20 protein-coding genes are annotated in these 22,315 nt (G+C 61.6%); 7 read left to right on the top strand and 13 right to left on the bottom strand.

Translation table 11 applies throughout. From position 1 onward, the window contains the following. The first annotated feature begins 111 nt into the window (after positions 1-111). Both RG2_RS16645 and RG2_RS16640 read left to right on the top strand, forming a co-directional pair. Complete coding sequence (locus RG2_RS16645; protein ID WP_072782594.1) at positions 112-1,692, top strand: ATP-binding protein; 1,581 nt, start codon at positions 112-114, stop codon at positions 1,690-1,692. Beyond that, on the top strand, positions 1,689-2,378 hold the full coding sequence (locus RG2_RS16640; RefSeq protein WP_033233926.1) for a response regulator: 690 nt from the start codon (positions 1,689-1,691) through the stop codon (positions 2,376-2,378). The genes RG2_RS16645 and RG2_RS16640 overlap by 4 nt, the downstream gene beginning before the upstream one ends. Here the strand turns inward: RG2_RS16640 and RG2_RS16635 are convergent. Then, positions 2,375-4,492, bottom strand: a complete 2,118-nt coding sequence (locus tag RG2_RS16635) for a S9 family peptidase (protein WP_033233925.1) — start codon at positions 4,490-4,492, stop codon at positions 2,375-2,377. The genes RG2_RS16640 and RG2_RS16635 overlap by 4 nt on opposite strands. Next, positions 4,489-5,382 (bottom strand): phosphoribosylaminoimidazolesuccinocarboxamide synthase, encoded by an 894-nt coding sequence (locus RG2_RS16630; protein WP_033233924.1) that lies wholly within the window; start codon positions 5,380-5,382, stop codon positions 4,489-4,491. The genes RG2_RS16635 and RG2_RS16630 overlap by 4 nt, the downstream gene beginning before the upstream one ends. A gap of 294 nt (positions 5,383-5,676) precedes the next feature. Between RG2_RS16630 and RG2_RS16625 the strand changes: the two genes are divergently transcribed. Beyond that, positions 5,677-6,594: a tyrosine-protein phosphatase gene (locus RG2_RS16625; RefSeq protein ID WP_033233923.1), complete on the top strand. Its 918-nt coding sequence runs from the start codon at positions 5,677-5,679 to the stop codon at positions 6,592-6,594. A 55-nt stretch (positions 6,595-6,649) separates the two neighbouring features. Here the strand turns inward: RG2_RS16625 and RG2_RS16620 are convergent, their stop codons facing one another. The 5 genes from RG2_RS16620 to RG2_RS16600 form a co-directional block, all read right to left on the bottom strand. Then, positions 6,650-7,309 (bottom strand): response regulator transcription factor, encoded by a 660-nt coding sequence (locus RG2_RS16620; protein WP_033233922.1) that lies wholly within the window; start codon positions 7,307-7,309, stop codon positions 6,650-6,652. Between the two features lie 296 nt (positions 7,310-7,605). After that, the gene (locus tag RG2_RS16615; RefSeq protein ID WP_033233921.1) at positions 7,606-8,022 is read right to left on the bottom strand and encodes an HIT family protein; all 417 of its coding nucleotides are present in this window, start codon (positions 8,020-8,022) and stop codon (positions 7,606-7,608) included. A gap of 65 nt (positions 8,023-8,087) precedes the next feature. Further along, a complete protein-coding gene (gene purB / locus RG2_RS16610) occupies positions 8,088-9,509 on the bottom strand; it encodes an adenylosuccinate lyase (protein WP_033233920.1) in 1,422 nt (473 codons plus the stop codon). Between the two features lie 40 nt (positions 9,510-9,549). Continuing rightward, complete coding sequence (locus tag RG2_RS16605; protein WP_033233919.1) at positions 9,550-10,155, bottom strand: TetR/AcrR family transcriptional regulator; 606 nt, start codon at positions 10,153-10,155, stop codon at positions 9,550-9,552. A 64-nt stretch (positions 10,156-10,219) separates the two neighbouring features. Next, positions 10,220-11,380: a pyridoxal phosphate-dependent aminotransferase gene (locus tag RG2_RS16600; protein ID WP_033233918.1), complete on the bottom strand. Its 1,161-nt coding sequence runs from the start codon at positions 11,378-11,380 to the stop codon at positions 10,220-10,222. 93 nt (positions 11,381-11,473) lie between these two features. On the opposite strand from RG2_RS16600, the gene RG2_RS16595 reads away from it, so the two are divergent. After that, the gene (locus tag RG2_RS16595) at positions 11,474-12,016 is read left to right on the top strand and encodes a putative immunity protein (RefSeq protein WP_033233917.1); all 543 of its coding nucleotides are present in this window, start codon (positions 11,474-11,476) and stop codon (positions 12,014-12,016) included. Positions 12,017-12,071: 55 nt separating this feature from the next. On the opposite strand, the gene RG2_RS16590 is transcribed toward RG2_RS16595, so the two are convergent. After that, entirely contained in the window at positions 12,072-12,596 is a 525-nt protein-coding gene (locus RG2_RS16590) for a hypothetical protein (RefSeq protein WP_033233916.1), read from the bottom strand. Positions 12,597-12,708: 112 nt separating this feature from the next. Between RG2_RS16590 and RG2_RS16585 the strand changes: the two genes are divergently transcribed. Then, entirely contained in the window at positions 12,709-14,094 is a 1,386-nt protein-coding gene (locus RG2_RS16585; RefSeq protein WP_033233915.1) for a sensor histidine kinase, read from the top strand. A 3-nt stretch (positions 14,095-14,097) separates the two neighbouring features. Here the strand turns inward: RG2_RS16585 and RG2_RS16580 are convergent, their stop codons facing one another. Then, positions 14,098-14,775 carry a response regulator transcription factor gene (locus tag RG2_RS16580; protein WP_033234324.1) on the bottom strand — a complete coding sequence of 226 codons (678 nt, stop codon included), beginning with the start codon at positions 14,773-14,775 and terminating at the stop codon, positions 14,098-14,100. A 106-nt stretch (positions 14,776-14,881) separates the two neighbouring features. Here RG2_RS16580 and RG2_RS16575 point away from each other — a divergent pair, with 106 nt between their 5' ends. Then, complete coding sequence (locus RG2_RS16575; protein WP_072782646.1) at positions 14,882-15,715, top strand: phosphatase PAP2 family protein; 834 nt, start codon at positions 14,882-14,884, stop codon at positions 15,713-15,715. Positions 15,716-15,938: 223 nt separating this feature from the next. On the opposite strand, the gene RG2_RS16570 is transcribed toward RG2_RS16575, so the two are convergent. The 4 genes from RG2_RS16570 to RG2_RS16555 form a co-directional block, all read right to left on the bottom strand. Next, positions 15,939-17,549, bottom strand: coding sequence for an ABC transporter substrate-binding protein (locus RG2_RS16570; RefSeq protein ID WP_033233914.1), 1,611 nt, complete (start codon positions 17,547-17,549; stop codon positions 15,939-15,941). A 77-nt stretch (positions 17,550-17,626) separates the two neighbouring features. Next, complete coding sequence (locus RG2_RS16565) at positions 17,627-18,673, bottom strand: zinc-binding dehydrogenase (protein ID WP_033233913.1); 1,047 nt, start codon at positions 18,671-18,673, stop codon at positions 17,627-17,629. 35 nt (positions 18,674-18,708) lie between these two features. Next, positions 18,709-20,169 carry an aldehyde dehydrogenase family protein gene (locus RG2_RS16560; protein ID WP_051730454.1) on the bottom strand — a complete coding sequence of 487 codons (1,461 nt, stop codon included), beginning with the start codon at positions 20,167-20,169 and terminating at the stop codon, positions 18,709-18,711. A 55-nt stretch (positions 20,170-20,224) separates the two neighbouring features. Continuing rightward, positions 20,225-21,427, bottom strand: a complete 1,203-nt coding sequence (locus RG2_RS16555) for a CaiB/BaiF CoA transferase family protein (protein ID WP_033233912.1) — start codon at positions 21,425-21,427, stop codon at positions 20,225-20,227. 118 nt (positions 21,428-21,545) lie between these two features. Here RG2_RS16555 and RG2_RS16550 point away from each other — a divergent pair, with 118 nt between their 5' ends. Further along, complete coding sequence (locus RG2_RS16550; protein ID WP_162487754.1) at positions 21,546-22,157, top strand: TetR/AcrR family transcriptional regulator; 612 nt, start codon at positions 21,546-21,548, stop codon at positions 22,155-22,157. Positions 22,158-22,315 lie beyond the last annotated feature (158 nt).

Raw genomic sequence — 22,315 nt, 5'->3', positions numbered from 1 at the left:
GTCCTTTGATGGAAATCAGTGAAGTGATGGGGATCACTCGAGTTCGTGGAGAATTCTTGTTGGAAATGTGTAGGGCGTGAAGTTTGTGTTCATAACGTTCAGGAGTAACCGATGGTCCAACGACGCAGTCGCCGACGCATGAGCGTCGCCCGGCAGATCCTGCTGCTGCAGCTTGCACTGTTGTCGCTGGTCATCGGCGCGGGAGCGGCACTGGCTGTAGTGGACGAGCGAGGTGACAGCGACGACGCCATTAGTCGGCAGGTGAGCTCGATCGCCGAGACACTGGCCTTGACGGACTCCACCGCGCAGGCGCTCTCCAGCGACGACCCGACCGCGATTCTGCAACCGCAGACCGAGAAAATTCGCATGGCCACCGGCGTCGACTTCATCGTGGTGATGGCGCCCGATCGCACCCGGTACACCCATACCAGTCCCGAACTGATCGGCGAATTGTTCACCGGCAACATCGACCGGGCGCTGGCAGGTGAGACGTTCACCGAGACGTACGCAGGTTCGTTGGGTCCGTCGATTCGCGCGGTCACACCGGTGTACGACGCGAGTGGGACGCTTGTCGGTTTGGTGGCTGTCGGCGTCACCCGAGAGGAGATCAGCAAGCAATTCGCCCAGAGCATTCCGACCATCCTGACAATTGCTGCCGCGGGATTGATTGCAGCTGTTTTGAGTTCGTTGTTGGTAAGTAGGCGAATCAGACGTCAGACCCTGGGTCTGGCACCCGACGAACTGCTCACGATGTACGAGCATCACGACGCCGTTCTCCACAGCATCGGTGAGGGACTGGTGGTCATCGGTCGGGGACGGGGCGGGACGGCTCAGGTGGACATAGTCAACGACGAAGCGCGTCGCCTTCTCGATCTACCGGAAGGCCGAGTCGATCTGTCCTCGATTCCGGCCACGTTGCGGGATGTGGACGCAAGTTCGGCCACTGATCAGGTCCATCTCACCGATCAACGAATACTCGTGGTCAATCAGCACCCGGTTGAGTGGGAGGGCAAGCGAATTGGCACAGTTCTGACTATTCGCTATCACACCGAATTGCAGAATGTTCTCGGCGAACTCGATTCGGTTCGCGATTTTGCAGAATCGCTGCGCTCGCAGGCCCACGAGAGCGCCAACCGCCTGCACACCATCATCACGATGGTGGAGCTCGGAAAATACGACGAGGCGGTTTCCTTTGCCACCAACGAATTACGGCTGTCTCAGCAGTTGATCGATCGTCTCGTCAATGCCGTTCAGGAACCGGCTCTGGCCGCTCTGTTGCTCGGAAAACTCAGTGAGGCGACCGAACGCGGAGTGGAGTTGACCGTCACCGAGGACACCGCACTCGGTGCTCTCACGCCGCTCACGTCCCGTGAGTTGGTCACACTGGTCGGCAATCTGGTGGACAATGCCATTGACGCCTCGCGGACCAGCGAGCAGCCGTGGGTGGAAGTGACGGTCATGGAAGAGGATTCGACAATGGTGGTTGCGGTGGCCGACAGTGGGCCAGGCATGACGCCCGATGCGCTCGAAAGGGCCAAGGAGCGTGGATATTCCACCAAATCCGGATCCCGCGGCATCGGCCTCGCGTTGGTTTCGCAGATCGTGAAACGCCACGGCGGCACCTTCGTGAGCGAGCCTGGGCTGGGTTCCATGCTGGTCGTGCGCATCCCGCTACGGCAGGCACAGCAGTGATCCGGGTACTCGTGGTGGACGACGAACCACTGATCGCGCAGGCGCACCGATCCTATGTGGAGCGAGTGCCGGGGTTTGTCGTGCACGGTGTGGTTCACAGCGGTCAGGCCACTCTGCGAGCGGTCACGGAAGCGCACGCCGCCGGTGAGTCCATCGATCTGGTGCTCCTCGACATCGGCCTACCGGACGCAAGCGGACTCGATGTTGCATCGGCGCTCGGTGGGTTGCGTCCGAGCCCCGACATCATTGCGGTGACCTCCGCGCGCGACCTCGATGTGGTGCGAACCGCCGTTGCCCGCGGAATTGTTCTCTACCTGCTCAAACCGTTCACTTTTGCGGCATTCCGCGACAAGCTCGAACGGTATGTGGAGTACCGCGCAGCGCTGCCCGCCGGCGAATCCGCAGCGAGTCAATACGACATCGATCGCGCGATGGCCGCACTACGCACCTCCGACGATCGGGCCGCGTCGGCGAAGGGCTTTGCTTCCCAGACGCTCGGACTCGTATCGGCGTGCGTTCGGGATACCGACACTCCGCTCACCGCAGCAGAAGTTGCCGCTTCCGTCGGCGTATCCCGGGTGACAGCGTGGCGCTACCTCGAAAAACTGGCAGACGACGGTCTGCTCACCCGGGAAACCGAATACGGACGTGCTGGGCGCCCCCAGGTCCGTTACCGCAGAAGCTAGTTCGCCGCCCCGACGGTGTCGAGAACCCACGCGAACTCGAAGGCAACTTCCTTCCACTTCTCGTAACGACCGCTGACACCACCGTGTCCTGCGCTCATCTCGGTCTTGAGAAGTAGTGGAGCGTCGCCGGTCTTGGTGGCACGCAGTTTCGCGACCCACTTCGCCGGTTCGACGTACAGCACTCGGGTGTCGTTGATACTGGTGATGGCCAGAATCGCCGGGTAGTCCTTGGCTTCCACGTTCTCGTATGGACTGTACGAGTGCATGTACTCGTAGACAGCCTTGTTGTGCAAAGGATTTCCCCACTCGTCCCACTCGATGACCGTCAGCGGCAGCGACGGGTCGAGGATGGACGTCAGCGGATCCACAAACGGCACATTCGCAAGAATGCCGGCAAAGAGTTCCGGTGCGAGGTTGGCTACAGCACCCATGAGTAGGCCACCCGCGCTACCACCGTCGGCAACCATACGATCGGCGGCGGTGACGCCGGTATCGATCAAATGCCGTGCACAGGAGACGAAGTCGGTAAACGTGTTTTTCTTGGTAAGAGTCTTGCCGTTCTCGTACCAATGCCGGCCCATCTCACCGCCGCCGCGTACATGCGCGACAACAAACACAACACCGCGATCGAGTAGCGACAACCGCGCAACCGAGAACGACGGGTCGATGCTGGCCTCGTAGGAACCGTAGCCGTACAACAGCAACGGCGCCGGACCTTCGGGGGCGCCGGCCTTGCGAACGATCGAGAGCGGAATGCGGGTACCGTCCTCGGCCACTGCCCAATCACGTCGCTGCACGTAGTTCTTCGCGTCGAAATCGCCGAGCACGGGCTGCGACTTCCGCAGCGCCAGTTCACCGCTGGCGACGTAGTAGTCGTACACCTGACCGGGAGTGATGAAAGACGTGAAGCCCAACCGGATGGTGGGCTGCGCCCATTCCGGATTCGATCCCATTCCGATACTGAAGAGCTCTTCGTCGAAATCGATCTCGTGACGCTCGCCGTAGCCGTCAGCTGTCAACGGCCACACGGCAACTCGGGTCAACGCCTCGCGGCGGTAACTCAGCACGATGTGGCCGGCAAAAGCCTCGGCTTCTTCCAGCCGCACGTCGTCGCTGTGCGCGATCAACGTCGTCATGTTCGTCGGATCCGATACCGGAGCCTCCACCAGCACGAAGTTCTCGGCCTTCACACCGTCCACTACGTCGTTGTGGAGGATGAGGAAGCGGTCTTCTCCCCCGATCACGGCATGCTCCGCGCCGTATTCGACGCCTTCACGACGCGGAATGATCACACGGAAGTCACCTTCCGGGTTGGCCGATTCGAGGATCCAGCCCTCGCTGGTCACCTTGGAACCGACCCAGATCACCAGGTACTTCTCGCTGCGCGTCGAACCGACCGACACCCAGTACCGCTCATCCGGTTCGTGGAACACCGAAACATCTTGGCTCTGCGGCGTTCCCAGCTTGTGGCGCCACACGGTGTCCGGACGCCAGGATTCGTCGACAGTCATGTAGAAGACATGGCTGTGATCAAGTGCCCAGGTTGCGCCGGGAGCGGTGTCGGGAATCTCGTCACCGAGGATTTCCCCGGTCTCGAGGTTCTTGAACCGCAGCGTGTACCGCTCGTCACCGACGACGTCCACGGAGTACGCCAGCAGGGTGCCGTCCTCGCTGATGGAAAACGCGCCGAGAGAGAAGAAGTCGTGCCCTTCTGCCTCGAGGTTGCCGTCCATGAGGATCTGTTCGCCGTCCAGTTCAACCCCGGGGGTCAAGTTGGGCGGCGTCCAGTCACCGTCGTCGGCGATCGGGCAACGGCAGTGAACGTTGTACGACTTACCTTCGACGCTACGGGCGTAGTACCACCACTTACCCATCCGGGTGGGTACCGACATATCCGTTTCCTGGGTGCGCGATTTGATCTCCTGGAAGATCTTCTCGCGCAACGGCTCCAGATGCGCCGTCTGCTCCTCGGTATACGCATTCTCGGCTTCGAGATACGCCACTACCTCGGCGTTGTCCTTGTCCCGCAGCCACTCGTACTCGTCGACGAACGTGTGTCCGTGATGGGTGCGTTCGGTGGGAACCTTCTTCGCGACCGGCGGGACGAGGCTCATGCGCTGGGACCGACCCAATCTGCGAAGGACAATCCGGAAATACGTTCGTACGCTTCGATGTAGCGCGCACGGGTCGCGTCGACAATCTCCTGCGGCAAAGCCGGCGGCGGGGTATCGGACGCCCGATCCCATCCGGATTCGGGGCCGGTCAGCCAGTCGCGAACGAACTGCTTGTCGAAGCTCGGCTGAACCTTGCCAGGCTCGAAGCCTTCGAGTGGCCAGTACCGCGAGGAATCAGGTGTCAGCACCTCGTCGGCCAGCACGAGATTGCCGCCCCCGTCGAGACCGAACTCGAGCTTGGTGTCGGCGAGGATGATTCCGCGATCAGCGGCAAAATTGGATGCTCGCGCATACACGTCGAGGGTGTCCTCACGAAGCTGAATCGCGAGCGTCTGACCGACCTTCTCCACTACCTGATCAAAGCTGATGTTCTCGTCGTGATCTCCGAGAGCAGCCTTGGACGCCGGGGTGAAGATCGGATCGGGCAAGCGTGACGCTTCCACGAGGCCCTCCGGAAGGTTGACGCCGCACACCGCGCCGGTCTTCTGGTAATCGACCAGACCGGAACCCGTGAGGAATCCTCGGACCACACATTCGACGGGAATCATGTCGAGCGAGCGCACAACCAGCGCACGCCCGAGAACCTCTTCGGGGATGCGGTCGTCGTCCGGCTCACCTGCGAGGTGATTGTTGCCGCCGAGGACGTTGAAGAAGAACACGCTCATCGCGGTGAGGACGCGGCCTTTGTCCGGAATCGGCGTGCTGAGCACGTGATCGTAGGCCGAGATCCGATCACTCGCGACCAGCAGCAAGTGCTCGTCGTCGATCGTGTAAAGGTCACGGACCTTGCCACCGGCCAGATGAGTGTAGGAATCAAGTGTAGGACGCACGCTTATCACCCTATCGGGCGTTCGCAGTTCGTACAGAACCCTGGTAGCCAGGACGGGTACAGAGACTCCCCGTCCGGGGAGCCGTCTGCCCTGCTTAACCGGATAATGCAGCTAGCCAGGCCCGGTGCGCGAGAGGCCGCCGTCACAGTTGATGAACTGCCAGTTTGCAGACAACCCCGCCGAAGCAGATCTCCCATTGGGTGGGAGGCCCATCGAATTTGCGGGTTTCGCGGGTCCACACTCGATTCAGAGCCTCTCGCGAATTCAGATTCCCTCTCCACGAAGGACTTTCACATGTCACGAACTTCACGCAACACCGGCGTCCGTGCCGTCGCAGCACTGGCGATCTCGAGCAGTCTCCTGATCGGCGGCGCTGCACTTGCCCAGGCTGCTCCCCAGCCGCCCGTCGGCTCGCTCGACTTCGGCTCTTTGGATTTCGGCAGCTCACAGCAGGTTGCCGATGCTCCGCGCCTGGTGGGTATCGACAACTTCCGCGACGTCGCCGGGACCGGATCCGGGTACTCGGGCTCCTTCGGCCAACACGTCAACAAGGGTGTTCTCTACCGGGCCAATGCCATCACACCGAAGGGCGCCGACATGGCTGCCTTGGAGTCACTCGGATTGACCAAGGTCTACGACCTGCGCACCGCAGCCGAAATCGCCGACAAGCCGGATGTTCTGCCTGCCGGGGTCGCTTACGAGAACATCCCGGTCCTGGCCGGCGACATCTACCAGATGGCATTCCAGATCAAGTCGCCCGAAGAAGCCCGGTCGTTGATGCAGGATGCAAACCGCGCGTTCGTCACGGGCACCGCAGAACGGGCCGGATTCACTCAACTGCTCACGTCGCTCGCGGAAACCGATGGGCCACAGGTCTTTCACTGCACCGCCGGTAAGGACCGCACCGGCTGGGCCTCGATGTTGCTTCTGAGCATCGCCGGCGTCGACCGCGCCACGATCATGAGTGATTACATGCTGACCAACGAGTACTCGACCGAAAGCATCAAGGCGACACTCGCGTACATCTCCAGCGTGGCTGGTCCGGCAGTGGCAACCAATATGGAGCCTCTCCTCGGAGTCGAGGCCGGTTACATCGAAGCCGGACTCGATCAAGTGGAATCCTCTTACGGAACCATCGATCGCTACCTGACCGAGGGCCTCGGGCTCAGTCGGTCGACTATCGCAACGCTGAAGGCAAAGCTGCTCGGATAAGTGCACTCTCACGTGGTGTTCGTCGCCGCTTTGCGGAGGCGGGCACCACGTGCTCTTATCGAACCCGTGAATCTCTCACCATATTGTTCCGATACGCCCAGATGACAATCTGCACCCGCGTGCGGACATCGAGTTTCCGGCAGATATTGCCGATATGCGATTTCACCGTGCTCAGTTCGAGTTTCATCGCGTCGGCCACCTCACCGTTACCCAACCCACTCGAAAGTAGCTGGACCACTTCCATTTCCCGAACGCTCAATCCGTGGTCGGGAAATTCGACTGGGGCAGACGGTTTACGACGCGCGAATTCGGCGACCATTCTGCGGGTGAGCTTCGGCGACAATACCGAGCCACCGTCTGCAGCGGCAATGACCGCGTCCACCAAATCGTCCGGGTCGGTGTCTTTGAGCAGGAACCCGACCGCGCCTAGGTCGAGCGCACCAAAAACGTACTCGTCGAGGTCGAACGTCGTTACGACGATAATGCGAGTTTTCGGGAATTCCTTCAGAACCTCGAAAGTCGCAGTCAGCCCGTCACCGTGCGGCATGCGGATATCCATGAGAACCACGTCCGGTTGAAGCAATCGGACTTGCTGAAGTGCTTCGAATCCCGATGCCGCATGGCCGACGACCTCGATGCGAGGGTGATCGGTGAGGAAAAGCTCGAACCCTTGACGGACAACCTGCTGATCGTCGGCGATGAGAACTGTAATCACGCGATCATCCTCCAGCTCGGTGGTATTTAAACCACGTTATCGATCTCGATGATGACAGACGCACAGTTACACCGATTTGCCGGATTGCCCGTTTACGTTCGATAACCGCGGTATATTTCGGCCTCACCGGACCAGAGTGATATCTCCCAGTTTCCGACTTCGATCGAAATAGGGTTCCAGCGGACCGTAGAAGCGGAAATACGAGAACCATGATGTGCATCAACGGCGATACCACCAGCAGTCGGCCCCACGGTAGCTCGATAACCAAAGTCCCCGAAGCACCCACGTCGGGTGAACTACTGGATCAGGGCGTCTCGGATGACAGCAGCCGTACTGTCGAGAACTGACCTGGTGGGTGTGCGCGGAATTGCACGAAGCCCGAAACCGTCGCCCCGATTGCGCGGAATGACGTGCAGATGAACATGGAAAACTTCCTGCCCTGCAACGGCTCCGTCAGAGAGATGCAGGTTCACCCCGTCGACGGGCAGATGTCCGGTACGCATCGCTGTGGCGATCTTTTGCGCGACTGCAAATATCCTGGCACCTTCGTCGAAATCGAGGGTCGACAATCCGCTGGCATGACGCTTCGGCACCACCAGCAGATGCCCCGACGTGAACGGCCGAATATCCATGAAGGCAAGTACATTCGCGTCGTCGTAGACAACACTTGCCTCGGCTTCGCCGGCGATGATGGAGCAGAAGATGCAGTTCATGGTCTTCGACCCTGTGCGCCTTTTCGGCAGTGGCCACTACCAAAAAGGCGCACGGGGGGTAGCCCCTACAGAATCGGCGACGGCGCGTATGCCGCAGCTTCAGGATTGGCGTCGACAAGCTTCTGTACCTCGGCCACTACGGCGTCGACCTGAGCCGACGCGGCACCGATGAAGGCCGCCTTGTCCGCGAGTGCCTCGTCGAGGGCAGCGCGATCCAGGGGAAGTCGGTCGTCCGCAGCCAGGCGATCGAGCAGATCGGGTTCCTTGCCCTCTTCACGCATCGCGAGTGCCACGGCGACAGCATTTTCCTTGATGGCTTCGTGCGCGGTCTCACGTCCGACACCGGCGCGAACTGCTGCCATGAGTACACGCGTCGTTGCGAGGAACGGCAGGTAGCGGGTCAGTTCCTTCTCGATGACGGCCGGGTACGCGCCCATTTCGGCGAGCACGGTCAGGAACGTCTCGAACATGCCGTCGATGGCAAAGAATGCGTCGGGCAATGCGACTCGGCGAATGACGGAGCAGAAGACGTCGCCTTCGTTCCACTGAGCGCCCGCCATCTCGGCAGCCATGGACCCGTAGCCGCGCAGGATGACCTGTAGGCCGTTGACGCGCTCGCACGAGCGGGTGTTCATCTTGTGCGGCATCGCGGAGCTGCCGACCTGGCCCGGCTGGAAGCCTTCGGTCACCAGTTCGTGGCCGGCCATCAAACGGATGGTGTGAGCGAACGACGACGGCGCTGCGCCCACCTGAACGAGCGCGGAGATGACGTCGTGATCGAGCGAGCGCGGGTAGATCTGGCCGACGCTGGTGAGAACGTTGGTGAACCCGAGGTGCTCGGCAACCTTCGTCTCGAGCTGCTCGAGCTTCGCCGCATCACCGTCCAGAAGGTCGAGCATGTCCTGAGCCGTACCCATCGGGCCCTTGATTCCGCGCAGCGGGTAACGGTCGATCAGCTCACGCAGACGGGTCAAACCGACCAGCAGTTCGTCGGCTGCGGAAGCAAAACGCTTGCCCAATGTCGTCGCCTGAGCTGCGACGTTGTGCGAGCGTCCGGCCATCACGATGGACGAGTACTCGGCAGCGCGCTCACCCAGACGGGCGGCGACGGCGATGCCGTGGCTGTAGACATGCTCGAGTGAGCGGACGATCTGCAACTGCTCGACGTTCTCGGTGAGGTCGCGGCTGGTCATGCCCTTGTGAACCTGCTCGTGACCGGCAAGAGCGTTGAACTCCTCGATACGTGCCTTCACGTCGTGGCGGGTGACGCGCTCACGATCCGCGATGGACGCAAGATCGACGTTGTCGATGACTCGCTCGTAATCGGCAATAGCGTCGGCCGGAATGTCGATGCCCAGCTCAGCCTGTGCCCGCAACACCGCCACCCACAACTGTCGTTCGAGCACAATCTTGTGCTCGGGAGACCACAGAGCTGCAAGCTCCGGGCTGGCGTAACGGTTGGCAAGGACATTCGGGATGCGGCTCACGAGGCCTCAGTCTAACGGTGCGTGAACAGTGCTGTTACCCCTACGCAGGTGGGGCCATCACGTCGATGGATTCGAGGAGCATTCCGCGCGCCAATCCACGTGGATCGGGGTCGTACTCCCCCAGGGCCGAGATCATGGCGCCGTCGACCATCGCAACAAGGCGTCGCAACTGCCCTTCCGAGCTGGTGCGACCCGACCGTGCCAACGCCTCGGTGAGCGCCTCGTCCAGTTGCGCGCGCAATCGCAACTGGACTTCACGCAGTGCCGGGTGGCGGGCGCACGCCACAAATCTCTCGTACCGCGCGATCAATCGTTCTCGGCTCTCCGGCCGCTTCTCGTCTTCGCCGAGCAGAACCTCCACCAGCAGGTCGACGGTGGACTCCGGGCCCCGGCGACGCTGAGTCACCGCCGCAACACGGGCCCGAACCGCATCCATGTCGGCATTACCGTTCAACTCGACGGCACACGCAATGAGATCGTCGAGCGAGTCGAAGTAATAGGTTGTCGAGGCCAGCGGAAGACCGGCCCTGGTAGCGACCGCGCGATGACGAACCGCGTCGAATCCACCTTCCAGCAAAAGTTCAGCAGCAGACGCCACCAACGCTTGGCGGCGTTTTGCTCCCTTGGGTGTTGCGGCTCCCGACACGTTTCCATCGTGCCAGTTTCAGCAGTGTCGGCACCGGAAAACAGCCCGAACGTCCTGTTGATTGTTACGTGAGCCACGTTTCGAGGCGTCGCAGCGCCTCTTCGATATCCGCAGTGGCACCGGCAAACGAGAGGCGAACCATCCGATCTCCGTGCACCGTGTCGAAGTCGATTCCCGGCGCAAGCGCGACTCCGGTATCTGTCAGCAACCGCGAGCACCAGGCAGTTGCGCCCTCGTCGCCGCACAGATGTCCGATATCGGCGTACACGTAGAAAGCGCCGTCCGCAGGAGCAAGTTCGGTGATGCCGAGTTTCGGCAGGCCTGTCAGCAGAAGTTCACGGTTGAGCGCGTACCGCTCGACGTGGCCGTCCAGCTCGATCTTCGCTTCCGCCGAGAACGCTTCGATTGCGGCGTACTGCGAAATTGCGGGCGGGCACACGGTCATGTTCGACGCCAGTCTCTGTAGCGGGCGACGCAGGTAAGTGGGCACCAGCATCCAGCCGAGACGCCACCCGGTCATGGAGAAGTACTTGGACACCGAGCCGATGACCACGGATTCGCGGGACGTTTCCCAGGCACTCGACGTCTGCTGGTCTCCGTAGCCGATGCCGTGATAGATCTCGTCGGAAATCAGCAATGTTCCGTTCTTGTCGCACCACTTCGCCAGCGCGGCAAGCTCTTCGGGTGCGATGACGGTACCCGTCGGGTTGGCGGGGCTGGCAACGATCAGTCCGGCCGGCGGCGTCGGCAGCGCGTCGAGCATCTCAACGGTCGGCTGGTACCTGGTAGCTGGGCCACAATCGAGTTCCACGACGTTACATCCCAGCGCCGCAAGCGTATTGCGGTAGGCCGGGTAGCCTGGACGCGCCACGACGACGGTATCGCCCTCGTCGAACGCCGCCAGGAACAGCAAGGTGAATGCACCCGAAGATCCGGTGGTGACAACGACGTCATCGGCGTCGACGGTGATTCCCGAACTCTGCGCGTGGTACCGGGCGATGGCCTCACGAAGCGGAAGAATGCCGAACGTCTCGGTGTATCCCAACAGTTCTGTGCCGAGGATCTCGCGCGTTGCGGCCAGCACCGGGGTGGGCGCGGGCGTCGACGGCTGGCCGGCCGCCAGCGTCAGGACGTCACCATGAGTCCGCTGACGTTCGGTGGCGGCTTTCCACACGTCCATGACGTGGAAAGTCTGGATGTTCGATCGACGAGATTCTGAGCGCACACCTCGACGGTAGTCGGTACAGGCAATCGGGTGTCAGCGGGTTCTCGATCAGTAGCATTACGGTCCGGAAAGCCACCTGAGAGAATCGAAGCGATGACACAGGCACACAGCGACTTCCCATTGACGGCAGACGAGTTACGCACAGTCGCAAGCTTCGCCGCCGAAAGCGCTCAGCAGCTACTGCCCTATTTCGAGGCCGAAGCACCCGACGACCCACGCCCGCGAGCTGCACTCGACGCCGCACGGGCTTTCGCCGACGGAGCGCCGAGAACGATCTTGCAGCGCGTCGCCGCCCTCGATGCACACCGGGCTGCACAGGAGATCACGAGCGAGGCCGGGCAGCTCGCGGCACGGGCCTGCGGTGACGCCGCAGCTGCTGCCTACCTGCACCCCATCGCGAGAGCGACGCAAGTCGGCCACATCTTGCGAGCGGCGGCGTGTGCCGCCCGAGTAGCCGAACTCGAGGCGGGCGGCGATGAAGCCGCCGCAGCACAGTCCATAAAGTCGACCTGCGATCGCGCGACCTCTGTGCTGGTCGACGTCCTCGGGCGATACCCGACTGCCCCGATAGGGAAGAACAGGCTTGCCCAACTCATGAGCACGCTCGACAGCTCCCTACGCCGCCTCGAAACCTAGCGACGAATCACTCTCTCCTAAAACCTTTTTCGATTCAATCACGCTAATTTCCGAGTTATGCGGAAAACCACGCAATCGTGCCATCCCACTGATCTGTCGGTACAGCAAGAGGCTGCTCACCCACCCGCTCCAGCGAGACATGCAACGACTCCCCAGTTCGCCAAGCAAGGATCTCGTAAGTTCCACCCGGAACGTGTACCTGAGTGGTGCGCTCCGGATGCTCGACGACGGCGCTGTCCGCGAACTGGGCCGCCATCGTCAGATCCGTGAACGACGGAACAAAAAGCACTCCATCGGTAACATCGATCCGGGCAGATGCGCCGTCGTCGGGAACACGTTTCGGGTGACCGAGCCTGACATTCACCGCTGTGCCATCGGCCTCCGGGCCCACGAATACAACAAATGCCGACGCGAGCCGACGCGCGGCCGCAAAATGCTCCAACAGTTGCGGCAGGCTCCAGTCCTCGTCCACAAAACCCTCGTAGGTCGAAGCGTTCACCAACGCGAAGAAGCCGTCTTCGTCCACCTGAATCTCACCGACCACACGAAGGTCTTGCGAACCACTTGGCACGTTTCCCATTGCAATCCCCCGACTATCGGACACCAACGACACCACACGATAAGTGATCCTCAGTTGAAAGGATGCTGAGAAGGATCTTGCATACTTCCTTCCCTGGGCGAGACTGGACGGCATGAACTTCGCGTCGTCGATTCTCCATCCCTCACAGTGGAGTGTTCGTATCCGCTCGACTGTGGCGTCGACGCTGGTCATAGCGTTCTGCCTGGTAGCAGCGGGGTGCGCGCTCATACTTCTTCTCGCACACTCGCTTCAACTGTCGGCGCAGGACACCGCGGACACTCGCGCCACTCAACTCGTACAGGAACTCACAGCGGAAAGCGCAGCCGATCTCGATCCGTCCTTGCTCTCGACGGACAGCCAGGTCGGGATCGTTCAGATCGTCGGTCCGGATCATCGAGTTCTGGTGCAGTCCCCCGGTACCGGAAACCAACTACTTTCCCAAAAGACGCTCGAACCCGGAGACGCTGCGTCGCTCGGTCGCGTCGAAGTGGACGACAACGGCGACTACTGGCTTATCGGCCGCGGCGTCGCGACACCTACCGGGCCTGTCACCGTCTTTGTCGGGGCGGACCGAGAACCCGTCGAATCCGTAGTGACCGCTGTGGCAATACTTTTGGCGGTGGTGGGACCGTTTGTTCTCGGGTTGGCCGCTTTCGCGACGTACCGCCTCGTGGGTTCAGCACTTGCCCCCGTGGAACGTATTCGATCCAGGGTGGCGTCGATCTCGAGCGGAAGCCGCGGCGAACGAGTGCCAGTTCCGTCGGGAAACGACGAGATTGCCCGCCTCGCAAGGACAATGAACGACATGTTGGCCCGCCTCGACGAAGGCGCACAAGCACAGCAACGGTTTGTCAGCGACGCCTCCCACGAACTTCGAAGCCCGTTGTCCACCATCACAACTGCTCTCGAACTTGCACATCGACGCCCCGAACTACTCGACGATGCCTTGATCGAAGATGCATTGCTGCCCGAGGCCCGTCGAATGCGCCAACTCATCGACGACCTTCTGACACTTGCCCGTTCCGACGAGAGCAACGCCGAACACCCATGGGCCGTAGTCGATGTCGATTTGGATGACATCCTTCTCACCGAAAAGACCCGAATCGCCGGGATCTCGAGCCTCACAGTGACAGTGGAGATTGCGCCGGTTCGAGTCAGCGGTGACCCACGTTCGCTGACCCGGTTGGTGCGCAACCTCGTCGACAATGCCATCAGACATGCTGGGTCGCAGGTGTGGCTGCACTGCTTCCACAGCAAGGACGGCGCACACATCGTGATCGAGGACGACGGACCGGGCATACCCGAGGCCGAACGTCTGCGAATATTCGACCGGTTCGTCAGGCTCGATTCCCCGCGCTCGCGGCAGGGTGGCGGCACCGGCCTGGGATTGGCCATCGCGTCGGATATCACCGCCGCGCATGGTGGAACTATCACAATGAGTGAAAGGTTCGGTGGTGGAAGTAGATTCGAGATTGTGATCCCGAAGACCGAAGACTGACCTTCAGTCCGATTCGCTCACAAATCGGTACCCGACACCTCGCACCGTCTCGATACTGTGTTTCCCGAACGGTACGTCAACCTTCTTACGCAAGTATCCGATGTAGACCTCGACGATGTTTTCGTCGCCTTCGTAATTGATATCCCAGACGGATCTGACGATCTCGCGCTTCGTCACGACAACTCCGCTGTTCCGCATCAGGAATTCGAGAACGCTGTACTCGCGTGGTGTGAGCGTCAATTCGGTTGCACCCCGGCTCACTTGGTGGCGAGCTGGATCGAGCGCAAGGTCGCCAACGGTCAGTACCGTCGGGCGTTGTGGAGCACCGCGCCGTACCAGAGCGCGCAGGCGCGCGAGAAGCACGACAAAGGAAAAAGGTTTGACCAGGTAGTCGTCGGCACCGAGGTCGAATGCGTCGGCCAGGTCGTATTCCCCGTCTTTCGCCGACAACATGAGGATCGGAGTCCAGACCGCACGCGCGCGCAGGTCACGCACAATGTCGTAACCGTGTTTCCCGGGGAGCATGATGTCGAGAACTATCACGTCGAACTCGTTGCTACACGCAGTGACAAACCCGTCGTCACCATTGTGTTCGACAGTGGTCACAAAGCCTTCGGCCACTAGCCCCCGCCGAATCGTCTCAGCCAGGCGCACCTCGTCCTCGACCACCAGCACTCGCACCACAGGCTCCATTTCCGTCGATACCGAAACCAGTAGACCAGATCCCGCACTGTTACCGAATGTGCATTCAGCGTTTCTTCAGCATCGTCTCGGCAGACTTCGGGCTATGCCTGCAACTGTCTCGGCCGTGCGAACCGCGGTCACCGAAGTGCTGACCGAAAGCTCCAGCGCAGAAATTGCTGTGACTGCTGTCGTCTTGGCTTCCGCTCTGTTCGCTTTCGGTTCGATCTACCAGGCGTCGACGCTGCGATCGAGCGTCATTCGCGCAACCGGATTGATCGTCGCTCTGGTAACCCTCTCCGTTGCCGTGATGCACAACGGGTGGTTGTCCCGATTCGACGGCCCTGTGACGGAATGGATGATCGCGCATCGAAGCCACGGACTCAACCAGATTGCAGTGGCCGTGACCGATCTCGGAAGTCCAGTTGCGACAGCAATTCTCGGGATCGGAGCCGGCGCCGTTCTTTCGTGGCAGGCCCGCTCGGTGATTCCCGGGATCGTCGTAGTCGGCACCGTCGGTTCGGCCGCGGTGGCGAGCACCGTGATGAAGGCCGTAGTCGCTCGCGAGCGACCCCCGACAGCTTCTCAGGTTCTCCTCGAGACCGATCATTCCTTTCCCTCCGGACATGTAACGGGCACTGGGGCATTGATCGGCATCGTTGTTCTACTTGTTGCGATGCAGCACACACCTTCAGTCAAACGGCTGTTGATGCTCGTGGCTGTCGTTGTCACTCTTGTCGTGGCGCTCACTCGGTTGTACCTGGGCGTGCACTGGCTCACCGATGTTGTTGCCGGCGCAGCTCTCGCGACTTTCGCCGTCACGATCGGCGGCGCGGCGTTCCGGTATCTCGACAACCGATCACGCCCGAAACACGACGCCCTCACACCGTCGACTTCGGCGGACCCGAGAATTGCTGCTGCGGAATATCGCACGTTGTGAACACGGCATGAAGAATCATGTCGACGATGTGCCACCAGCAGGTTCAGGCACCGCCCCAGAGGCTTGGACCCGATGCAACACCGGGTCCAAGCTCTTGCCGCTCAGGTTCCTATTCGGATAATCCCAATCAGGAACCAGTTCATTTCTTGCGGTGTGTCTTTCAGGCGTTCCCTGTCCGGGGGCAACCGACGGACTGCGGGTAAAGGGTGAAGTGGCGGCATGCTCACGACCCGGAATCGGCAGCGAGCCAGGCGTTCCCGAAGAGCATGATTCCGTCCGCGCTCGGCGTGATCTCGTGCACGTTCTTTCTCCACGTGACGAGGACCTTACCGGCACCGATAGTGGCCAAGGGCGCCGTGTCGTTGACGAGGGTTTGGACCTTCTCGAGAACGGCGAGTCGGTCGGCGTCGTTGGGCGCAGTCTGCAGTTGGGCGAGCAGCTGGTCCATCTCCGCGTTCTTGTAGCCGAGTACGTTCGACGGGGACTCGCTGTGGAAATTGCCGTACATTCTCACGAACGGCGACTCCTCGAGAACACTGAATCCCCCGTGAGCGACATCGAAGTCGTGGTCGGCATACAGTCTCTTGACCAGGTCGGTAATGCTTGGGCTGTAAGAGATTTCGACGGTGAACCCGACGGCCTGCAACATGGACTGGTAGGCGAGGGCATTTCGCTGGGTCTCGGCACTGTTCGATCCGACGTAAGTGAGCTTGCCGTCGTAGCCGTCGGCTTTGGCCTCGGCGAGGTATTTCTTCGCGGCTTCGGGATCGTAGCCGGCAGCTGCAACCGTGCCGTGCCACTGGGACCACGACTGGAACATGTCGCTACCGGGCATGCCGTAGCCGTCCTCGGCCCGCTCGTTGTAGACGGCGGGGTTGATCGCGGCAACGATCGCCTTGCGCACTCGCTCGTCGGATGCTGCGCGGCCCTCTCGCTGGTTGATCAGACCGATGGTTCCCAGACTGACGGTGTGGATGTAGCCGATGTCGCCGGCAGCCAGTGCGTTGTGGACGGCCTCTGATCGTCGAACGTACGCTGCGTCGATGCCGCCACTGTGGAGCGCTTCGAGTTTGGCTTGTTCGCCCTGGATAACCGGGAAGCGCAACTTCGCCAGGCGAGGTTGTCCGTTCCAGTAAGTCGAACTCGCCGCGAGAACCAATTCTTCCTGGGATGCAAACTTTTCCACGGTGAACGGCCCTGCACCGACAGGGGTGAACGTCCCGGTCGCCATGGACGAGGGCGCGACGATCATGCCCGGTCCGGTGGTGAACATGATCGGGAACTCGTTCCAGGGCTGCTTCAGGGTGAAGACCACCGTCGCCGGGTCCGGTGATGTCATGTCTGCGACGGAAGCCTTCCATACCTGTGTCTGCAGACCGTTCTTCTCCAGGTAGCGATTGATGCTCCATTGCACCGCGTCCGCATCGAGAGGGGTACCGTCGCTGAATTTCGCATCGGGTCGCAGCTTCAATGTCCAGACGGTGTTGTCGCCATTCACTGCCAGAGACTGCGCCAACTGGGGCTTGTATTCCTTGGCGTCCGTGTCGTAGCGAATCAACAGGTCGTAGATGGCGGCCATCTCACTACCTCCGGTTGCCCCGCTGTCCTGGCGGTTGACCGGGTCCAGGCTGCTGATTCCGGAGAGCGTGGCATAGGACAGCGTGCCACCGGAGGTAGGTTCGCCGCCGTCTGGTTGTTCGCCGACCAGGCCGGACGTCACACCGGACGCATCGGTCGCCGAATCAGTGGTAGCGGCACATCCGGAAAGCAGCACCACGGTAGCTGCCAACGCAGTGAACATGGTGCCTGCACGTGCAAGAGACGGTCGTCTCATCTTTTTCTAACCTTCTTTTCGAAAGTCGCGGAGCGACAGGGAATTTGGCGGTGATGACACCTGGTTCTGAACGCCCGTCACATCGTGACTATTGCGCGGCCGAGAACTCTGCCGGCTGCGAGGTCACTGACAGCTCGGTCGATGTCCTCGAGGATGTAGCGGTTGGTGACGAGCGTGTTGAGATCGAGCAGTCCTTCAGTGTGCCAGTCGAGGAACGTCCCGATGTCGTCTTGGCCGCAGCCGCCTGCGGTGGTTCCGACAAGTTGCTTCTGACCGCCGATGAGACCGGCGAGGTTGAGTTCGGTGAGGCCCTTGGGGAGTCCGACGAGGACTACCGTGCCACCTCGCCGACCGCCGACTCGACCGGCGCGCACACTGTCGAGGGCTTGCACGGTGGTGGAGGTGAGCCCGACGCAGTCCACGGCGATGTCGACCCCTCCCGTCAGTTCGACGATAGCTGCGGCGGGGTTGTCCGTCACCGAAGCATCGATGGTGTCGGTGGCTCCGAATTGTTTGGCGAAGGCGAGCTTTTCGGCATCGAGATCGACTGCAACGATGCGTGACGCGCCACGGATCGATGCAGCGGCGACGGCGGACAGGCCGACTCCACCGGCGCCGAACACCGCGACCGTGTTGCCGGGTTCGACGGGGGCAGCATTGCAGAGGGCGCCCGCACCGGTGACAACCGCACAGCCGACAACCGAGACGACGTCCTCACGCGATTCGGGAGGTAACGGCATTACATACAGTTCGTCGACCAGTGCGTGTTCGGCCCAGGTGTAGACGTTGGGTGAGTAAGCTGTGCGTCCGTCGGGAAGATCGATCGAAGCGCGGGTGGGAATGCGGTCGTCGGTGCGGGGCACCCACGTGATCATCGCGGCCTCGCCGGCCGCGATGTGGGTGACGGCGGATCCGGTGGCGAGGACGGTGCCGTACCCCTCATGTCCGAACAACATCGGTTCGGCGTGATCGGCGTGCATCCAGAACAGCTGGCTTTGGCACACGCCGGTGGCATGGATCTGCACGAGAACGTCATGCGGGCCGGGGTCGGGCAGCGTCACCTCGCGTAGAGCGAGGGGGCCGTCGGTCGCGTCTTGGACGATGATGCGGGTGTTCATTGGCATGAGTGGTCTCCAAAGTTGGGGTGGGAGGGATGACGTCAGATTCCCGGCCACGGCCCGGGCAGGGGGGTATTGGCGGTACGAAGCGTGACGCGTTTTGTTCGGGTGCAGCCAGAGACCGCATCATCGCCATAGGCGCCACCGAGACCGCTCTGTTTGAAACCGCCGAACGGCAGCCCCGAGTCCAGCATGAGATTCGAATTACCGTGCACGACACCGGCTTCGATTCCCTCGCTCATCCGGATCATCCGACCCAGGTCGCGGGTCCACACATAGGACGAGAGCCCGAATTCTGTGGCGTTCGCGAGTTCGAGTGCCTGCGCCTCGGTCTCGAAGGTCAGCACGCTGAGCACCGGACCGAAGATCTCTTGGCTCGCGACTGTCATCGCAGGGTCGACTTGGTCGATCAGCGTCGGGGCGATGTAGAACCCACGTTGCTGTGTTGTCACCCGGTCGCCGCCGAGCACGATCCGCGCTCCTTCGCTGCGCGCGGTGTCAAGGAATCCGAGGATCTTTTCGTGCTGACCGCTGCTGACGACGGGGCCGACCTGTGTTTGCGGATCGAGTGGATCACCGACACGCACCTTGCTCATACGCGCGGCCACTTCTGCCACGAAATCCTTCGCGATAGAAGCATGGACGAGGAGCCGACTGCCGGCGGCGCACACCTGGCCTGCGTTGTTCAAGATGCCGAGGACCGTTGCGCGAGCAGCCGAGTCGAGGTCTGCGTCGTCGAATACGATGATCGGCGATTTTCCGCCCATCTCGAGGGTGAGCTTTTTGAATGTATCGGCGGCCGCGCGGGCGATGTGCTGTCCGGTCGGGACGGACCCTGTGAACGAAATCCCGGCCACGTCCGGGTGCGAGCACAGGGCGCCGCCGGTGGCGCCGCCTCCGACGACCACCTGGAGAACGCCGGTCGGTATGCCCGCCTGTACGGCAAGTTCGGCCAACCGGATCGCTGAGCGCGGGGAGAGCTCTGACGGCTTGACAATGACGGAGTTACCGCAGGCAAGAGGTGGACAGGCCCGCGCCATGAACGAATGAGCCGGCGCGTTCCACGGCAGCACCACCACATAGGTACCGAGGGCCTCGAGCCGCGTGTAGGAGAACTGGCCGGGCACATCGCCGAACTGCTGACCGACAAGCTTGTCTGCCTTGCCTGCCCAGTACCGGGCGTGGCGGGCGCCACGGCGGGCCTGAGCACGTGCATCGGAGAGCACTTTGCCGGTGTCCTCGGTATCGAGCCGTCCGAGCTCGGCGCAGTCGTCCTCGACCAGTTGGGCCCAGCGCCACAACAGCTCGCTGCGCTGTTCACCGGCCATCGCAGCCCACACCCGCTGCGCCTCGGTTGCGCGGTCGACGGCGGCAGCGCATTCGTCCGCGCCGTCAATTGTGAGCTCGGCTGCAACCTCCTCGGTGGCCGGATTGATCACCCTCAGGGTGTCAGGGACGGTGGAGATGGGGGACATCGAACCAACTTTCTGTGCGTCGTTCATTTCGGTGATCGAATAAGCTTGTAAGGCAGTGGGTTACGAGAATTCGACGCAGACGTCAGATGACTCCGTCGGCGCGCAAGCCAGCGAGCTCACTGTCGTCCAGGTGTAGAAGCTGGGCCAGAATCTCGTCGGTGTGTTCCCCGAGGCCTGGCCCCAGAGTGCGAATCGTGCCCGGGGTGGCGCTCATTTTGGGAAAGGGAGCGGCCATCGGCAGCTCGCCGTATTCGATGTCGTCGACGGTCACGATGGTGCCGCGTTCGCGATAGTGCGGGTCGGACGCGATATCGGCGATGCTCATGAGCGGCGCCGCAGGCACATCAGCGTCGCTGAGTAACTTGACTGCGCCGTCGGCAGTCTGGCCAGCGACCCATTCGGCGATGATCGGATACAAGTGCTGTTGGTTCGCGACTCGGTCCGCTCTCGTGGCAAACCGTCGATCGGTCGCGAGGTGGGGTTGGCCGATCACCGTGGCGAACTTGCGGAAGAGGGCGTCGGTGCCGGCGTGCAGTGATATGCGGCGACCGTCGGCCGTGTCGAAGTCACTGGCCGGCACGATGCCGAGATTGCGGTTGCCGGCGCGTTCACGTACGTGTCCTTCAGCGCCGTAGGTCAGCAGTGCGTTCTCGCACGCGCGGAACCCTGCTTCGTACAGGCCTAGGTCGATGATCTGTCCGGGGCCACCGTGCTGGTCGCGGTGATACAGGGCGGTTACGGCGGCGAACGCGGCGAGATATGCGGACATGTAATCGATCACCGAGTAGCCGGACCGCACCGGGTCTCGCTCGGGTTCTCCGGTGACGTAGGTCAATCCGGAGAATGCGCTTGCGATGCGATCGAATGCGCCCCGCTCACGATATGGGCCGGTCAGGCCGTAGCCGGTGATGCACACAATGATGGCGCGGGGGTTGATCTCGGCCATCGTCTCGGGACTCAATCCCCACTTTTCCAGTGTGGGGGGACGGTAGTTCGTCACGATCACGTCGAAATGCGGGAGCATCCCACGGATCAGCTGACGACCCCGCTCGGTGCGCAGGTCGACGGTCACCGATTTCTTGTTTCGTCCTTCTTGCACCCACTGCAGTGATCGCAGGGAATTACTCTCGCCGCCTCCACGAATGAAGTCACCTGTGCCGGGTTCCTCGATCTTGACGACCTCGGCGCCGAAGTCGCCGAGGTACGTGGCGGTCACTGGCGCAGCCAGGACCGTTGCCATATCCAGGACGCGGATTCCCTTGAGGGGTAGCGCAGTTTCGGTCATGTTCCACCTATTAACGGTTCGTTATTAACGTTTGGTAGGTGTGGACTGTATCTTGTGAAGTGAGTCACGGCAAGCGGTGCTCGTGAACGCTTCGAGGAAGGCTGGGAGCATGGAGAACATGTCCGAAAGAGATGCTTCGACCCCCATCCGGCGCCCGCGAGGCACCAGAGAAGAAACCGAGAACGAGCTGATCGACGCAGTGCTGCGACTGCTCAAGCGCGATGGCGTTCTGGCAGGAATCACGCTGCGCGAGGTCGCTAAAGAGGCCGGGGTCAACCACGGGCAGATCTATCACTACTTCGGCACCCGCCGAGGACTGCTGCGCGCCGCGATTATGCGACTACTCGAAGGCAATCGCCCGGACCCGAAAACGCACTGGGACCAACCATTTGCAGACCGTCGCCGGGCCATGTGGCAGATCGCCCTGTCCAAGCGCGATTTCGTCAAGCTCGAGGCGCTCCTCGCCCTCGACGAGGATCCTGACTTTCAGATCTTCCCGGGTCTCGACGCCACTCGTATTGCGCTCGAACGGGACAAGAAGACGGGCGAACTCCCTGCCGACGCGGACGGCGATGTGATGCACGCGCTCAGTGCTGCAACATATCTCGGATACGGCATATTTCGTGAGAGTATCGCCCGCGACCTCGGGATCGACGCTGTCGAGCTCGACAGCCGCGCTTCCGCGGTGTTCGACCTGATGCTCGACGGGCTACGCGGCGGCCATCAATAACTTATCGCCGGAGAACTGTCGCATCTCGCCCCGGAAGACATCGACACGACAGACCCTCCCCCGCCACCGATGACGCGAGGGTCGCAAACGCCACGTACCCCCTTTGAAGCCAAGGTCATTCCATAACCCAGAGGTATTGATCATTCCTCCGCATTGTC

It is taken from the genome of Rhodococcus globerulus NBRC 14531, assembly GCF_001894805.1.
GTDB lineage: Bacteria > Actinomycetota > Actinomycetes > Mycobacteriales > Mycobacteriaceae > Rhodococcus_F > Rhodococcus_F globerula.
This window is presented reverse-complemented; position numbering and strand designations above follow the sequence as displayed.

Excerpts from the sequence above, each read along its gene's own strand:
- RG2_RS16625 (WP_033233923.1), top strand. The coding sequence starts at position 5,677 with ATGTCACGAACTTCACGCAACACCGGCGTCCGTGCCGTCGCAGCACTG.
- RG2_RS16635 (WP_033233925.1), bottom strand. The coding sequence starts at position 4,492 with ATGAGCCTCGTCCCGCCGGTCGCGAAGAAGGTTCCCACCGAACGCACC.
- RG2_RS16565 (WP_033233913.1), bottom strand. The coding sequence starts at position 18,673 with ATGCCAATGAACACCCGCATCATCGTCCAAGACGCGACCGACGGCCCC.
- RG2_RS16560 (WP_051730454.1), bottom strand. The coding sequence starts at position 20,169 with ATGAACGACGCACAGAAAGTTGGTTCGATGTCCCCCATCTCCACCGTC.
- RG2_RS16645 (WP_072782594.1), top strand. The coding sequence starts at position 112 with ATGGTCCAACGACGCAGTCGCCGACGCATGAGCGTCGCCCGGCAGATC.
- RG2_RS16595 (WP_033233917.1), top strand. The coding sequence starts at position 11,474 with ATGACACAGGCACACAGCGACTTCCCATTGACGGCAGACGAGTTACGC.
- RG2_RS16590 (WP_033233916.1), bottom strand. The coding sequence starts at position 12,596 with ATGGGAAACGTGCCAAGTGGTTCGCAAGACCTTCGTGTGGTCGGTGAG.
- RG2_RS16550 (WP_162487754.1), top strand. The coding sequence starts at position 21,546 with ATGTCCGAAAGAGATGCTTCGACCCCCATCCGGCGCCCGCGAGGCACC.
- RG2_RS16575 (WP_072782646.1), top strand. The coding sequence starts at position 14,882 with ATGCCTGCAACTGTCTCGGCCGTGCGAACCGCGGTCACCGAAGTGCTG.
- RG2_RS16570 (WP_033233914.1), bottom strand. The coding sequence starts at position 17,549 with ATGAGACGACCGTCTCTTGCACGTGCAGGCACCATGTTCACTGCGTTG.
- RG2_RS16555 (WP_033233912.1), bottom strand. The coding sequence starts at position 21,427 with ATGACCGAAACTGCGCTACCCCTCAAGGGAATCCGCGTCCTGGATATG.
- RG2_RS16585 (WP_033233915.1), top strand. The coding sequence starts at position 12,709 with ATGAACTTCGCGTCGTCGATTCTCCATCCCTCACAGTGGAGTGTTCGT.
- RG2_RS16615 (WP_033233921.1), bottom strand. The coding sequence starts at position 8,022 with ATGAACTGCATCTTCTGCTCCATCATCGCCGGCGAAGCCGAGGCAAGT.